The sequence below is a fragment of the Candidatus Nitrosotalea okcheonensis genome (genome assembly GCF_900177045.1).
In the GTDB taxonomy this organism is placed as follows: domain Archaea; phylum Thermoproteota; class Nitrososphaeria; order Nitrososphaerales; family Nitrosopumilaceae; genus Nitrosotalea; species Nitrosotalea okcheonensis.
Window position 1 is genome coordinate 1,912,595 of sequence record NZ_LT841358.1, and the last position, 14,738, is coordinate 1,927,332.

Below are 14,738 nucleotides of genomic sequence, written 5' to 3' on the forward strand. Positions count from 1 at the left end.
ATTGGCGGCAACTTTTTCTATGCTATCCACAGTAGTCCTACATGGCAGGGCAGGATAATTACATTAGTTTTTTCAAGAAATGGTTTCCTGTCAACAAGGCCAAGGGACTTCTGGCACAACTGTCTTTTGAAAACGAGTTTGAGAACGGATTTTTAAAAAAATATTCCGGAAATTTTTATCCAGGATGCTGGGTGATTAGCCCGAAATCACACGAATCACACAGGGCACGATATGCAGTTTTTATCCACAACAGAATTGAGGATGCATCAGGTGCGGGAAAGAACGTCGATTCGTTACTGGGATCAAAGAAGGAAATCTTCAACAAGATTGCACGATTTCTTGACAGCTCATCCTTCGGTGTAATCTATGCAGTTCCACATACTGCTGACGGACATCTTGACTTCTCCAAGCTTGACGGTGATGGATTTGATTCTCTAAAATGGAATCTTTTCATTCTGAATGGAACATCATTTGTTCTACTGGATGCAGGAAAATTCTTTTCAAAATGGAGGGGAGGAATGAGGCCGCGCAGGCCGCAGGAATCGCAGAAGTGGGACAGCAATGAACAGATCATCTCCAAGCTTTCAAAAATTCCTACGGAAAAACTTGAGGCATTTGTATTGAAGGAAATATTTTACACCGGGTTTCTGAAATCCGTCATAAAGGTTTCAACGGATGATCCTTATGATGTGGACAGTTTTATCATATCAACGCAAGACAATTCTGTATTTCCAGTAGAACTGAAGGAGAAGTCCCCCGTGTTTGAGAAATACAAAAAGGGGGATCAGATAAGGGAACACTATTTTGGAATAGACTCGGGCAGGATTTCATGTCTTGAAAGGATCTGTTCGCCTAATGATGCCAATGCATTCTATGTAGTAAGGGAAGTCGAGGATGGCAAGGATGGGAAGGAAAGGAATCTTGTAAAATGGAAATGCATGACACTCTCGGGAGTAATCATGGCGGCCTCATGGAATGCAATAGGCGGAGGATCTGGAATGTTTGGAAGCACGACCAGCACCGTCAAACTCCCATATGGAGAGTTTGCAGATCTTACAGACCAGACATTTTCTGAAGAAAACCTGAAAAAGGTCTCATCAAGAACAAGGGCCATGAAGATGATATCCGATGATTACCGATCATCCCTTCAAAAATGACCGGCCTGATCTTGATTCCAACTAAAAATTTTAAATAAATCAAACTAATGGTGACATGGTGTAGCTTGAAACACTTGATAACATCCCGGAGGTTAAGATAGATTGTGAAAAAGGACGCGTTTACATTCATTGATCTTTTTGCAGGAATAGGGGGAATGAGGCTTGCATTTGAAAGAGCCGGCGGAAGGTGCGTCTTTTCCTCGGAATGGAACAAGTTCTCCCAGCAGACCTATGAAGCAAACTTCGGGGAAGTGCCGGAGGGAGATATTACAAACATAAACGAAAATGATATTCCTGATCATGACATACTTGCAGGAGGGTTTCCATGCCAGCCGTTTTCAATTGCCGGAGTATCCAAGAAGCAGAGCCTCAACAGGCCGCATGGATTTGAGGATGAAACACAGGGCACATTGTTTTTTGATATTGCAAGAATTCTAAAAGCAAAGAGGCCCAAGGCGTTTCTTCTTGAAAATGTAAAGAACCTCCAGAGTCATGACAAGGGAAAGACCCTGAAGATAATACTGAAGACGCTGCGGGACCATCTTGGTTATGATGTTCATTACAAAATAATGGATGCAAAAGTTGTTGTTCCACAGCACAGGGAAAGAATATTTATTGTAGGTTTTTCAGAGCCGACAGAATTTTCATTTCCAGAAATTCCTGATAGAAAACTCATTATGCATGATATTCTGGAAAGCAAGGTGGACAAGAAATACACTCTGACCAAGGGAGTGTGGAACGCACTTCAGAGGCATGCTGCAAACAGCAAGGCAAAGGGAAACGGATTCGGATATGGCATGACCAATCTTGATGGTATTTCCAGAACACTGAGTGCAAGATACTACAAGGATGGGTCGGAAGTTCTGATTCCACAGAAAAATAATCCCGTTCCAAGAAGGCTTACTCCCCGTGAATGTGCAAGACTAATGGGTTTTCCGGAATCATTCAAGATTGTTGTCTCCGACTCGCAGGCCTATAGACAGTTTGGAAATGCGCTGGTGGTTCCGCTTGTTGAAGAGATTGCAAAGTCTGTTGTTGAATGTGTCCAGAGTAAAAAAAGAAGAATCACAATAGCGGATTATACTTGACATGGAAAAATATCTGAAGACGCTTTCACGTCCGGAGGCAAGACACCGATACTGGCACATACAAAAAGAAGGCAGGGAATTTTTTCCAGAGTCACTACAGGTCTTCAAGCTAAAGTTTGACGGCAAAATCTATGATATGAAAGTAAATCACAAGGACGACATTATGACAGGGCAGCTCTATGAAAAATTCAGGTTCATGGAAGGGGACAGGATAACTGTTACAAGGAAAAAGCAGGGAGTGTACGAACTTGAATCTCCTGACACAAAACCATATCCTGAACTGTAGATAAAATTTTTGTTTATTAACATCACTGTCTTTGATTTCTGTGATGGCTATTCCTGATCTTGAAACTATCATGCGTCCGCTTTTGGAATTTCTAGCTGACGGTAAACCACATGTCATGGACGAGGCGGAAAACCATCTTGCAAAAATCTTTGGACTTTCCGAGGAGGAAAAAAATAAAATGAAACCAAGCGGAAGTGAGACCCTGTTTCATAACCGAATCCACTGGGCCAAGTTCTACCTGAAAAAGGCAGGACTTGTAGAAAGTCCTCCAAGAAAACCATTCAAAATAACTCCCAGGGGAAGCACGGTTCTCAAGGAAGGCAAAAACAAAATAAAAATAACCTATCTGAAAAAGTTTCAGGAATTCTCCGACTTTGTAGACAGAAAAAATGACTAGTGACGGGTACAATAATAGATCCCATGCTCAACTAAATTCCATTAAAACTGATAAATGCCCGGGAACAAGAAAAAAGATATTGAATAAACGATTGGGCGGATTTGTATTATTTGCAATTATGATCAGTGCTGTCGGTATCGGTCCCGCTTTTGCTTCTCCATATGCAGTACAACAGAATCAAGTAATGGCAAATTCTACAGCCACATCTGGAAATACAACAACTACATCGTCAGCAAATACAATGACGAGTTCCTCGTCAACAAATACCATGATGAGTTCCTCTTCATCAGGTGCAATCACAGTTACAACCGACAAGACTTCATACAATGACGGAGACAAGATTGCAATATCTGGAAGTACGCAGGATTACATTACCGATACTCCAATTACTGTCATAATAATCAGTCCAATAGGAAACCTTGTAAAAGTTGATCAGGTCAATCTTGGTTCAGACAAGACTTTTTCAACATCAATAACGGCTACCGGCGCACTCTGGCAGGCCGCAGGTGCATATACCATAAAAGTGCAGTTTGGCGGTCCGGATAGAACGGCCCAGACAACCTTCCAGTTTGCAGGCTCTGCAGGAGGAGGACCCTCAGGACCAACAATGAAGGTTGACGGTACCGACTTTTCAGTTACATACAGCATTACAAACGGCAAGGTTATCGGAATGAAAATTGATACAAACTCAAAATCACTTGTCGTATCAATACAGACAACAGGTGACGGAGTACTTACAATGACACTCCCAAGAGGCCTTATTGATGCAAAGAATGGAAACACAGATGCCCCGTTCGTAGTAATGAATGACGGACAGGAGTCCACCTTCGATCAAACCAGTACTACGACAACTGACAGGACACTTTCAATTCCTTTCACCAGCGGAACATCACAGATTGAGGTAGTAGGAACATTTGCAATTCCGGAGTTTGGCACAGTTGCAGCAGCCGTTCTTGTCATTGCAATCGTATCAATAATTGCAATATCATCAAAGACGGAATTGCGATTCATTCCAAAATACTAGATTCTACTCTCTGTACCTGACAAACAATTTCAAACTTTCATACAAAACTGAATCGATGTATTACATAATTAGAAATTCCAAAATTAACTCATTAGATTCTCTCATCATGTAGAATGCAATAGTTTTCCCTTGATGGCCTGGTACAACAAATCATCATGTGAGTCATCAAACAAGTCTTGGACGAATTTACTTGGGTCCTGCTTCCACTCGAGTACCTTTCTTAGATGTTCTTCAAACGTGGGAAACGCATTTCTTTTTTCCTTTTCTACCAGTCTATCAAATTTACCCGTGTTTACGCTGCCTCTAAGTGCTAGAAAGATGATGATGATCTTGATCTTCTCTTCTGGAATGTTTTTTAATTTTGAATACATTTTTCTATATACTGATAGTTGCCTCTTGTGCTCAGATGCCTTGTCAGAATTTCTGTCCGTTTTGTAGTCTACAATCAGATACCCGTCATCATGCTGAAAAATTGCATCTATTCTACCTGTGAAAATCAGCCGGTCATCGTCATATTCAATCATAGATCGTAAAGGCATATCACATGTTTCTTCAGATGATACATAATGTAGTCCAGGGTATTGCTTTTTTAGATCGTCTATTGCATTGAGCCCATTTTCAACTGCCTTTCTCACATCATCCTTGTAATCCTCAAGCTTTGTTTGATTTTCTAAAATACTCTGCATTGCATTATGTACAGTGCTTCCAAATTCTGCAGCATTAGAGACAAATGGCATTTTAATTATATTTCTGAGAAGAAATTCGTATGGTTTTGTTGTAACGCTGGAATAAGAAAGATGTGTAATGCTTTTAAAATAATTAATTATAAACTGTTCAAGCCACCCGTCTTCTTGCTTTAGCAGTTTTTTTGAATCATCAAATCTTCCTGCAATAAACAACGAAAATGCCTCTGACAACCTGCTGTCAATTTTAGTTGCAATAGCATTTTCTGCATTAGAATCAATCTCAATTTCAGACAAATTTTCGACATAGTATTTTGCTTTGTCCTTGTCATCAGTTATAATAATTAATTTCTCCTTGGCTCTTGTAAATGCGACAAAATCAATTCTCAATGATTCCTCTACAAGTTCTTTTTTTATGTCAATACCACTGGATTCTAGTATTGCCTGTACAATGACATCGATAAAACTTGTCCTTGACGCACTAGACTTTGGAAGATATACTACAACATCAAAGTCTCTCCCTTTTGCCTTGTGTACTGTTGTAAGCGTTATTTTTGAATCAATGTTTCTTTCTGTGTAAGACTCTTCGGCTATGGCAATAAAGTCAAAGAGTCCGTCTATTGTGGGAGTAGGAAGGGACAGGTATTCATCTACCTGTTGCTTGATTGTAATTGCTGTAGAAAACCACTCGGCTCCTTTGGAGACACACAAAGGGTAGATTATATCGTCAAACGTCTTGTCAATATCTTCTCTTTTGAGCGATATGCCAAATGACTTGATTTTTTCTAGATTGTCACTACTTCGTTTTCTCTTATGTGACTCTGAAATCTCAAACGCCTCTTTGAGGGTAAAAGGGGAAAATATCGTAAATGTTGCAGATATCTTGTATTCTACCCTGTCTGAGATCATGCCTCGAAGATAGCTGATTATCTCACCTTTAGCCATCTCAGTTGTTGCCTGGGATGTAGTTGAGGAATATTGTATATTGCAGGAATCAAGAAACTGGGATATTTCTACAATCTGTGAGTTTGTTCTGGTTATGATTGCAACAGTCTTTTCCTTGTTCTCTTCTATTATTTTTTGAATCTGTGTCAGGTGTGCCCTTGTGGATATTATCTTTGGATGCTCACCTGCTTCCTTGATGGAATTAAAAGTTTCAAGTTGTTCTGCAAAGTCCTTTTTATTTGAAGTCCTTTGAAGAAAATTTGTCTTTGAATAATCAAGTATCTGCTGTGTACTTCTCCTGTTTGTTGAAAGAAGCATAGGCTGACAAGTTTTCATAAACCTTTCAAAGTTTTTTACAGATCCTCCCTGGAATCCAAATATTGCCTGTTTTGCATCACCTACAAGAAATATGTTCTCTCCTACCATTTCCACAATCTTGGCTTCAAGCTCATTCATGTCTTGCATTTCGTCAACTAGAACATACTGGAATTTTTTTCCGCGGAATTTTTCTATGAATATCAGCAACATGTCAGAATAATCTACTGCACCAAGCTTTGATTCCTCATAGTCCTTGTATGCAGAAACAAAATATTTCAAAAATGCCAGCATCTCGTCAAGCGTGTAAGTACTTTTAGTTTCATCGTATGTTTTTTCTATGATATCAGAAGTTTTTTTGACATTTATCTTGTCGTGGGTTATGCCAAAGCTCTTGATGTATCTCAGGGCGTTTTCTGACTTGGGTACGATTTCAGAAATAAGATAGTCCTTGGTATAATTGAATGCCTTGTTATTTTCATAACTCTCAAGTATGGCATACCTCATGGCGTTATTTCCTGTTATTTCTCTTGTAATCAGCCCTGCATCAACAAGATAGTTGAATGCAAAACCATGAAACGTATGTATGTTAAGCTTCATTATCTCAGAATCTGGAAACTTGCCTTTTGCCATCTCGAATATCTTTTCAAACATTTCCTTCTTTGCCTTTTCTGTAAATGTGATACACAAGATATTCTCAGGATTTACGCCGGTTTCAAGGAGCCTCATTACCTTCCATGATAATGTGGTAGTCTTTCCAGTTCCTGGATTTGAAACTACTATTGCATTATTGTCAAATTTTATTATTTTTTCTTGTTCTTGTGAGGGCTGAATGCTCAAAAATCTTCAGTTTTTGTAGAGGCGTTGAGGATATTAAATGCAGATCCCTTTTTCTATTTGTGATACACTACGGACAGATCATGGATTTTAAACAACTAAAAGATTTTATTGAAAAAAAAAAACGGGATTGGAGATAAAGACAGTCTGATTGGTTAAATCTAGGTATGACAACATATTGTGATGGAGTTTCGATTTAAGAAAAACATTGTAAACTTTAGTATACGAGATTTCGAACCTCTTACAGATAATGATGACACTATTGAAAGAAAAATTACTCTTCGAGATAGGATAAAAGAACAAATTAATTCAGACAAGATAAAAAAGATAAGAAATGACTATAAACAAAATCTGTTTTCTGTAAAAGTTATCTATTATCTCAATGCAAATACACTGGTTCGGGGAAAACATGAAAAAGACTTGGATAATATGACAAAAATTGTATCAGATGTTTTAACTGATTATCTCTCGGATCAAGATAAGGTAAAACAAGAAAAAAATGGTCTTGGATTAATGCACGATGATGTAGATATTCATGAATTGCATTTAATTAAAAAATTTGTTAAGATAGATTCTGATCAAGGACTTGACATTTCACTCTACAAATGGGGTAATAAAAAACCTAAACAAGATAATGCCTAGTATACAAAGTTCAATAATCCGGCGTTGAAAATAGAATGATGGTTCTTACTGTAGTAGAGGATGCAAAGCAAATCCTTGCTCTTCAGCAAAAATTCTCTAAGATATTAGAATCAAAATCTGATGGACATTTTCCTATGGAAGTTGGTAATACCAAATATCCTGATGATTATTCTCATACTGTATATGACTTTTCAAAACATGGATTCTGGTATGCCCATCATGAAACTCCAGGTGCGCCGTATCGTAGATATGTGAATGTATTTGGGATAACAGAAAAAAATGAACGGGAATTTGATACAGAATTTTTTTATAAAATAATCTGTGAAATTAATTTACCACCATCAGGAAATAACTGGTCCGTAGCAAGTGCTTTTGTGACGGATGAGGCTGGAAAAACCTACCTTGTACATTCTGGAAAAATAAGTGGTGGCAAAAATGCAATAGGGCAATCTGACTTTGAAAAACACTTTTCTGGCCATGGGAAATGGGGATTTGTAAAAGGAACTGCAGATCCAAGAAAAAGAGTTATCATCATATCTGAATTGGATGATAAGCAACTAGTTTCAAACCTTGCCGATTTTGTAAAACAAGTACACCAAATCAAAACATTGACAGAGGGAGGAAATCTTCCTAACAACCCCTCAATTCAAACAGAAAATAGAACTGTTACAAATAAGACACAATCTAGCTCTCGTCTTTCTGGTGATGAAAAAGAGTTTTCTGTTGCAAAAACTGGAATGAAATTTGAAGAGTTTTGGGCTCTTATACAAAAATCACCATCACTGACTCTTGAGACCTTGAAACGAAAAAAACCATTCAAGATGTCTTATGATTCATCAAATGATTCAGTAGTTGTAATTCCTGAGCATAAAAAAAATCCAAGGAAAATCTATAGAAATGAATTTGAGAAAGTCTGGAGTGTAGCAGAAAAAATACTTTTCAATACACTTCAGAAGACAATACATAAAAAAAATCTCAATTCTGCTTACCATGTTGCCATAATCGATCATTTTGTAAGAGATGAGATAGAAAAGTTATCTAGAACTTTTGAATACATTACTGGCAAAAAATACGAATCTGATGATACACAAACTGATGAGATGGAACAGTCCTATCTTGAATCAATTGAACTAAACAAAACCAAGGATGAAATTAGAAAAGAACTGAGAGATGTGAGCCCACAAACACCTCAGATGATTGAAGTACGAGGCAGGAAATGTAAAAGAGACAACAAGACCATTGTACAACTAAAAATATTACGTGATTTTAAATGCCAAATATGTGGGCATACCTTTAGACAGAAAAATGGCAAATTCTATGCTGAGGGGGCTCATATTGATAAAAAAAGTAAATTCGGGCCAGAAACTTCAAGCAACATTATGATCCTATGTCCCAACCACCACAGAGAATTTGATCTTGGTAATACAGAAATAATCAAACGCACTATGGATGAAATTATTTTCAAACTAAACGGAATACCGCATCGAATTAAACTTAGTTTATAATAATTTTTTAGATGTATGCAAGATGTTACTGGTAATTTCTACTAATCTCAAGTTATCTTCATTTCAACCGAATCCAGATTCATTTGGCAATCCCTTCAAAGGTTATGTGTAGGAATCTGTGTTCCAAGCATGGATCATAATTTTGATGCTGGGCAATGCTGGCAAAAGCTTAAATATTTACTGGTTGTAATAAGACCATGACATTAGCACTTGATGCACGCAAAGGGAACATGATGAGCATGGCTGTACCTAAGGATGACATTGAAATTACTAATTTTCGAAATTATGTTTTAAAGATTGAAGGGCAAGAATTGACATCAAGAAATAGTCAAGATAAGAAACTTTTGTTAAAGATAGGACGAGATGGTGTTTTATATTTGGAATTAATTGGTTCTGGTAAAAAACCAGTGGAGGATTTTTCTCTGATATATGCTTCTGTACCCAGTGGATATGCAAAGTTCCACCAAACCGAGGCAGCGAAAACCATTAGAGGAGTAAAAGGAAAATATCTTTATTTCAAAAATAAAGAAGATGATTTTATTGCATATGCTGTTGGGCCAAGTCAAAAAGTATATAGAATTACCTTAGGAAAAATTGCTGATAAAGATTCAAAATTACGAGTAGTGTTAGATAATCTTCCTATTGAACCATTCAACAAAGCATACTTCAACGATAAACTTCCATTTCATATAGTGGAAAATCGTCAACCAATAAAAGCAGCATTGGATGTTCTGGAAAAACTTGGTTATGTTAAAAAAACTGGTAGTTCGATTGGAATATCTGAAATATATATTAAGACTGACAAAATCTCATCTAAAACGGCATCACAAATTAAACTAGTAGAAGATAATAAAATAACTAGAAAAGATGGCCGATAACAAGTTATGAACACTTAAGCATAGTGATGCTTGCGTGTTATCGACTTATCTCTAGGAATTATTTTATTATCTAATCTACTTACTTATTTGTCTTTTGAGTCTCTATTTGTATTCATCAAGCGGCTGTGCCCACGTCTTGACTTTATTCCATTTTGGTACCATCTCTTCACAATCCTCATCAAATTCTAACATTAATGATTCATGCCTCAAGTTTGGTGGTTCTTTCAGTCTCTCTTTTGCAAGTTTGACATACTTTTTATGAATATCAATTCCAATGAATTTCCGTCCATATAGGTTAGCCAATTTTGTAGTTTGACCACTACCATTGAATGGATCTAATACTACATCACCACGATAGCTATAAAGATGAATTAGTCTAAAGGGAATCTCTTCTGGATATGGACATGGATGATCCAAATATCCCGGTGGTACTGGAGCAATATGCCAGACAGAATTTGCTATTTCTTTCCACAAAATTGGGTTTAGATTTTTAAATGCGTAACCAATCTCTCTTCTTAACTTATTTTTCCCTTTTCTCATGACAAGAATTTTTTCATGCATTATGTTGGCTCGGAAATATGATGGATAGGGATGTTGTACAAAACTTCCAGCTCTATTTGCGCCTCCTGTTACCTTATGCCATACAATTTCTTCATGTAAATTCCAACCCCGCCTGACTAACTCAGCTGTTAATAAAGCTGGTAGTGGCTCTAATGTTCCCTTGTTAATTTCATTTCCTATTACTATACAACAATAACCGCCATCCACAGTAACTCTCTTTACTGCGTCAAAAATTTCACCCATATCTTGGATGTATTTCTCTAAGGAGAGAGATAACTTTCCTCGATAATTCTTTCCAGGTTCATTACTACCATGTTTTACATGCATACCATAGTCTATTGCATTTCTATATGGTGGAGATGTGATAGTAAGATTAACAGAATTCTCTTCCATCTTGGATAAAGTCTCAAGGTTGTCTCCTTGAATTATTTGATTAATGAATTTCATCTGGAAACACTCCGATGTTCATCTCGGATCAAGGTTATTATGTTTTTACTCTCACAAGTTTATAATAAATTTTGACGGCACACTAGATATTTTGATCTGATATTTTGGTTCCCTAGGCTTTCCGTTAGAATTTTTACCTTGTTTGAATATTCCTATCCAACCATCTGTGATTGCATTTTTAATCTCTCTCATATTTGGTATGAATACAGCCTTAAGATCTGTGACATTTCCTGCCTTTTTTAGTACATGAGTTCCTTTGCCACCTGTACGCTTTGAGCCTTCCAACTTGTTTCTCCACTTTCTAAGAGATCCATCTTTATCATAGGTGAAATCGACATTTGCTATTACAAGGCCAATTCCTGATTCTTGGCCTATGACACGTTCAGTTGATCTTATGTCATTAAGGGGGGCCCAATCCAATGGTTTACCTTTGACATTGTGATTTGCTTTTAATTTTAAATCCCAGGCATATTCACGCTGATAATCAAATCTTGAACTATTTGTTATTCTTGGTCCTTTCCACCCTCCTAAAAATTTAGTTAATAAAGGAAAAGAATAATCTTGAAAGAAGAATGCTGCCCATTCGTCCTGTTTTTTGTGATTACTGAATCTATGTAACCATTGGATAGAATCTTTTCCCTCAAATCTCTTAGGAAAATATTGATCAAGAACTTTTAGGATTTCTAAGCCTTCTTCTTGTGGTGATAGCATCAGTACAATACACTGTGCAGAATGAACTTAACCTTTTCAAATAATGAGAGATTTAACCACTATTTTGAACTAGATGGGATCAAACCATTCATCTGGTTCTTTTTTTCAGTAGCGCAAGTTCAGGTAGTGCAAGGGCAAAATGAATGTGAATGCAATCATCTGCTTCATCCTGGCTGCAAAACATCTTGTTGTTTTTAAGATAAACCTCTGCTAGTTTCCCCGTCTTGTGATCTCTGAGTACCAATGTTTCCCCCACACTGATTTTTTCAATATATGGTGCATAGTTTTTCAAAAAATTATCTTTTTCCACATTCAACAAAAGAGTTTCATTGACATAATCTACAAGTGTTAATCCCTTTTCTTTTGCTTTATTTTTTACTTTTTGATATGTTGCTTCTTCTATGGCAACAGTTGGATTACGTTTCTGTTTGTCTTTCATCGACATGTCTTTGATATGTTAGTATATTACTAGAATATATGTTTTACATGTTAATAACACGTAAACAAAGAGTTGTTAACCCGTAAACTTTATTATTGACGTATTACATGTTAAGAACATGTTATTTACAAGTTTACAATTTGATTTTGAAAAACCTAGAAAGCAAGAGGGTTCAAGGATGCAGGATCTCAATAAATCAGTCAAGTTGGAATCAAAATGTGTTAAAATCAAGGCCAAATCTTTGGAGGAACCTGTGAATTGAGTCAAAGACAAAACCTCTCAAGTTACAACATGACGAATAACAAATGCCCCCGATGTAACAAACTTAGTCTGTGTGTCATGGATAATGAAATTTGTTGCAGCAAATGTGGAATTGTACTTGGACCTGATTACCAATTACAAGAGACAACTTCAAGCTCAAAACTAAACTTGTACCAGATTACTGAAGTGGGATGCAAAAAAGTGAATCTTGAATTTGCAAGACACATACATGAAAACAAGTCTGATGTATCCCAGATATCAAATGTCTGTGTAAAACTAGATCTTCCAATCTATGCTGCACAAGACATTAACATTGTATATCAAAAACTCTCAAAACACAAGCAGCAGGAAAGAAAGGCATATGCTGAGAAATTAAAACAACTCTTAGATCTGGTAGCAAAAGGCTTGGAAAAAGAAGAAAAAGTTGCTATTCTAAAAAGAACCAAGCCAAAGGGATGCACAAAAGCAAACATTGTAGCATTTGCATCACATCTAGCGTGTAGAAAGTATGGCCTCCCAAAATCTGACGCACAAATAATTGAAGCAATTAAAATGAATTTTGGAATGAAACGCACGTTTACTATTTTAAAGACATATTCATTGAACCGAATTACGGCTGAAAGCCTTGGAATTGTTTGTGATTATGATAAAAGCAATTACTATATGCGAATTCTACTAAATAAGATACGTTGCAAAATAGGTGATGGACCTCTTTTTAATAAAATACAACGACAGGCCATTGAGAATTTAACCCACATTACTGACACGCGAGAAAATACAAGAGCACAACGAGCCCTAGACCTTGCATTAGAGGGAGCGAAATTAAATGTTCAAGTATGAAGAAGCTATAGTAAATATCTCAAAACTAAAACCATGTCCTGTAAAAGTTACACTACATACTGAAAAGATGTTAAAGGATCTTACCGGTATAGTAAAAACAAATCCCGAGCAAATTGAACCAATTGTAGTTGCAATTCTTGGTTCTGAACAATACATTCTAAACGGTGATCTTCGTGTAAAGGCCTTTGAAAATGCAGGAAAAGATTCCATAAAATCATGGTGTATCAATGTCAAGACAATTTCAGATGTTGTAAGACTTCATATCGAACTGAACACACATGGTTCAATCAATCCAATCAAGATGGCTGAAGCTGTACGTTATCTTGAAAAACATAACGTGATACCATTAGTTGATAAAAGATATCTGGAACTTGCCAAGAAAACTTTGTACCCCAAAGTGCGCCAGGAATGGGACGACTTTATCATTACCGCATGTCAAAAGCATCCAAATGTAGATCTCCCTATTCATATCATAGAAAAAATTGCTGATTTCTCAACTGAAAAAGAGCAACTAACTGCAACAACTGTCATTTTGGATACAGTACGGACTTTAAAGCCCAACAGATTTGTCTTTCCTGCACCTCCTGCACTTGAGGTGATACTCTCATCTCTTACACAGAGACAATCTGAAAAAGAGATCATTGTCTTTGAGCCTCCTGAATCTGAAAAGAAAGGCTGGAAAAAACCAAACATGAAAGAAGCAGAGAATCTAATCCGGGGTTCATCACATAACAGTCTTGTACATTGTAAATGTGGAAGGGACCTGCTTTTGGACACAAAAACCCACCGGGTCTCAAATGTCAATTTTGATCAAGAGAACCAGTGCATAAAACTTGTAGATGGAGATGGCCAGGCAGCATATGTGGTACCGCCAACAGTCATCGAGTTTTTAAAAGTTGAAGACGGGCAATCACTCCGAATTGCTACCATCAATGGACCAAGAGAACTTGAAAAATTTGCAAAGAGTCTAAAATCAAATTCATTTAGAATGGTTATAGTCACTTCGAATTGATTCCAAAAATCCGGAGAAAGCTCTGGCCACATGTTTACGGGAACAAAAAATTATCTCCTAAATCCAAAGCATCGGAAATTATTAATTCACTTTATCCTGACAAGAAAAAACTATTTTCTATTCTAGTAAAAGAATATGGTATCAACATCCAATCAACACTAACCCGATTCAAGCATCAAGGACTTGTGATTCAAGATCCAAATGGCTCATACTATCTAACCAGTTTTGGTATCTGGTTTTCAATCTCAAACCAACTCGGTGTGACATTTTTGGAACTCTGCGCACTTGCATGTGCATGTTGTGTACAAGAAAGATTAGAGTCTCATGGTAGGGAAGGATTTTACATGTTGCCAAGTTTCGAAGAAATCTTCAAAAAATATTATTCAAAATCGCGGTTAGAAAAAGTATTCACCTATCTTAGAACAAATGGATTTGGTTTTAGGGTTACAAAAAAGAGTTTGAGAATCTATCCCAAAATACACAAGAAACTAATGCTACAATATGGAGAACATTTTCGATCCTTGGAAAAATGGCTTGATGAAATCCAGGAAAAAGAGTCTGATCTAGTTTCAGCAGCACTTGATGAATTGTCCTAAGACTACAACACCGATTCATTTTATTCTCATTTGCTGTTTTTATAGAATCATCATTCTTACTCTGGGAGGCTACAGACTTCCAGACCTTATCCCCAACGGTTTGAGGCCTCCCAC

General features: G+C 36.9%; 15 protein-coding genes. 11 read left to right on the forward strand and 4 right to left on the reverse strand.

Annotated elements, in window-relative coordinates:
• Positions 1-41 precede the first annotated feature (41 nt).
• From BQ3481_RS11220 to BQ3481_RS11240, 5 genes are all read left to right on the forward strand, one after another.
• Positions 42-1,157 carry a hypothetical protein gene (locus tag BQ3481_RS11220; RefSeq protein ID WP_157928339.1) on the forward strand — a complete coding sequence of 372 codons (1,116 nt, stop codon included), beginning with the start codon at positions 42-44 and terminating at the stop codon, positions 1,155-1,157.
• Positions 1,158-1,258: 101 nt separating this feature from the next.
• The gene (dcm, locus tag BQ3481_RS11225) at positions 1,259-2,245 is read left to right on the forward strand and encodes a DNA (cytosine-5-)-methyltransferase (RefSeq protein WP_394336737.1); all 987 of its coding nucleotides are present in this window, start codon (positions 1,259-1,261) and stop codon (positions 2,243-2,245) included.
• Between the two features lies 1 nt (position 2,246).
• On the forward strand, positions 2,247-2,531 hold the full coding sequence (locus BQ3481_RS11230; protein WP_157928340.1) for a hypothetical protein: 285 nt from the start codon (positions 2,247-2,249) through the stop codon (positions 2,529-2,531).
• Positions 2,532-2,574: 43 nt separating this feature from the next.
• On the forward strand, positions 2,575-2,928 hold the full coding sequence (locus BQ3481_RS11235; protein ID WP_157928341.1) for a winged helix-turn-helix domain-containing protein: 354 nt from the start codon (positions 2,575-2,577) through the stop codon (positions 2,926-2,928).
• 79 nt (positions 2,929-3,007) lie between these two features.
• Entirely contained in the window at positions 3,008-3,952 is a 945-nt protein-coding gene (locus tag BQ3481_RS11240) for a PEFG-CTERM sorting domain-containing protein (protein WP_157928342.1), read from the forward strand.
• Positions 3,953-4,056: 104 nt separating this feature from the next.
• On the opposite strand, the gene BQ3481_RS11245 is transcribed toward BQ3481_RS11240, so the two are convergent.
• Entirely contained in the window at positions 4,057-6,735 is a 2,679-nt protein-coding gene (locus BQ3481_RS11245; protein WP_157928343.1) for a UvrD-helicase domain-containing protein, read from the reverse strand.
• 180 nt (positions 6,736-6,915) lie between these two features.
• On the opposite strand from BQ3481_RS11245, the gene BQ3481_RS11250 reads away from it, so the two are divergent.
• The 3 genes from BQ3481_RS11250 to BQ3481_RS11260 all read left to right on the forward strand — a co-directional run bounded on the left by BQ3481_RS11250 (position 6,916) and on the right by BQ3481_RS11260 (position 9,757).
• The gene (locus BQ3481_RS11250; RefSeq protein WP_157928344.1) at positions 6,916-7,374 is read left to right on the forward strand and encodes a RusA family crossover junction endodeoxyribonuclease; all 459 of its coding nucleotides are present in this window, start codon (positions 6,916-6,918) and stop codon (positions 7,372-7,374) included.
• Between the two features lie 38 nt (positions 7,375-7,412).
• Complete coding sequence (locus tag BQ3481_RS11255) at positions 7,413-8,879, forward strand: HNH endonuclease (RefSeq protein ID WP_162287768.1); 1,467 nt, start codon at positions 7,413-7,415, stop codon at positions 8,877-8,879.
• A 197-nt stretch (positions 8,880-9,076) separates the two neighbouring features.
• Positions 9,077-9,757: a hypothetical protein gene (locus tag BQ3481_RS11260; protein WP_157928346.1), complete on the forward strand. Its 681-nt coding sequence runs from the start codon at positions 9,077-9,079 to the stop codon at positions 9,755-9,757.
• A gap of 102 nt (positions 9,758-9,859) precedes the next feature.
• On the opposite strand, the gene BQ3481_RS11265 is transcribed toward BQ3481_RS11260, so the two are convergent.
• From BQ3481_RS11265 to BQ3481_RS11275, 3 genes are all read right to left on the reverse strand, one after another.
• A complete protein-coding gene (locus BQ3481_RS11265) occupies positions 9,860-10,765 on the reverse strand; it encodes a DNA-methyltransferase (RefSeq protein WP_157928347.1) in 906 nt (301 codons plus the stop codon).
• A 51-nt stretch (positions 10,766-10,816) separates the two neighbouring features.
• Positions 10,817-11,476 carry a hypothetical protein gene (locus BQ3481_RS11270; protein ID WP_157928348.1) on the reverse strand — a complete coding sequence of 220 codons (660 nt, stop codon included), beginning with the start codon at positions 11,474-11,476 and terminating at the stop codon, positions 10,817-10,819.
• A gap of 88 nt (positions 11,477-11,564) precedes the next feature.
• Positions 11,565-11,915, reverse strand: coding sequence for a hypothetical protein (locus BQ3481_RS11275; protein ID WP_157928349.1), 351 nt, complete (start codon positions 11,913-11,915; stop codon positions 11,565-11,567).
• Between the two features lie 258 nt (positions 11,916-12,173).
• On the opposite strand from BQ3481_RS11275, the gene BQ3481_RS11280 reads away from it, so the two are divergent.
• From BQ3481_RS11280 to BQ3481_RS11290, 3 genes are read left to right on the forward strand one after another with little or no spacing between them, the layout of a single operon-like run.
• Positions 12,174-13,016 carry a hypothetical protein gene (locus tag BQ3481_RS11280; protein WP_157928350.1) on the forward strand — a complete coding sequence of 281 codons (843 nt, stop codon included), beginning with the start codon at positions 12,174-12,176 and terminating at the stop codon, positions 13,014-13,016.
• On the forward strand, positions 13,003-14,028 hold the full coding sequence (locus BQ3481_RS11285; protein WP_157928351.1) for a hypothetical protein: 1,026 nt from the start codon (positions 13,003-13,005) through the stop codon (positions 14,026-14,028). The genes BQ3481_RS11280 and BQ3481_RS11285 overlap by 14 nt, the downstream gene beginning before the upstream one ends.
• Entirely contained in the window at positions 14,025-14,624 is a 600-nt protein-coding gene (locus BQ3481_RS11290; protein ID WP_157928352.1) for a hypothetical protein, read from the forward strand. The genes BQ3481_RS11285 and BQ3481_RS11290 overlap by 4 nt, the downstream gene beginning before the upstream one ends.
• Positions 14,625-14,738 lie beyond the last annotated feature (114 nt).

Excerpts from the sequence above, each read along its gene's own strand:
- BQ3481_RS11220 (WP_157928339.1), top strand. The coding sequence starts at position 42 with ATGGCAGGGCAGGATAATTACATTAGTTTTTTCAAGAAATGGTTTCCT.
- BQ3481_RS11230 (WP_157928340.1), top strand. The coding sequence starts at position 2,247 with ATGGAAAAATATCTGAAGACGCTTTCACGTCCGGAGGCAAGACACCGA.
- BQ3481_RS11235 (WP_157928341.1), top strand. The coding sequence starts at position 2,575 with ATGGCTATTCCTGATCTTGAAACTATCATGCGTCCGCTTTTGGAATTT.
- BQ3481_RS11250 (WP_157928344.1), top strand. The coding sequence starts at position 6,916 with ATGGAGTTTCGATTTAAGAAAAACATTGTAAACTTTAGTATACGAGAT.
- BQ3481_RS11255 (WP_162287768.1), top strand. The coding sequence starts at position 7,413 with ATGGTTCTTACTGTAGTAGAGGATGCAAAGCAAATCCTTGCTCTTCAG.
- BQ3481_RS11260 (WP_157928346.1), top strand. The coding sequence starts at position 9,077 with ATGACATTAGCACTTGATGCACGCAAAGGGAACATGATGAGCATGGCT.
- BQ3481_RS11265 (WP_157928347.1), bottom strand. The coding sequence starts at position 10,765 with ATGAAATTCATTAATCAAATAATTCAAGGAGACAACCTTGAGACTTTA.
- BQ3481_RS11270 (WP_157928348.1), bottom strand. The coding sequence starts at position 11,476 with ATGCTATCACCACAAGAAGAAGGCTTAGAAATCCTAAAAGTTCTTGAT.
- BQ3481_RS11275 (WP_157928349.1), bottom strand. The coding sequence starts at position 11,915 with ATGAAAGACAAACAGAAACGTAATCCAACTGTTGCCATAGAAGAAGCA.
- BQ3481_RS11285 (WP_157928351.1), top strand. The coding sequence starts at position 13,003 with ATGTTCAAGTATGAAGAAGCTATAGTAAATATCTCAAAACTAAAACCA.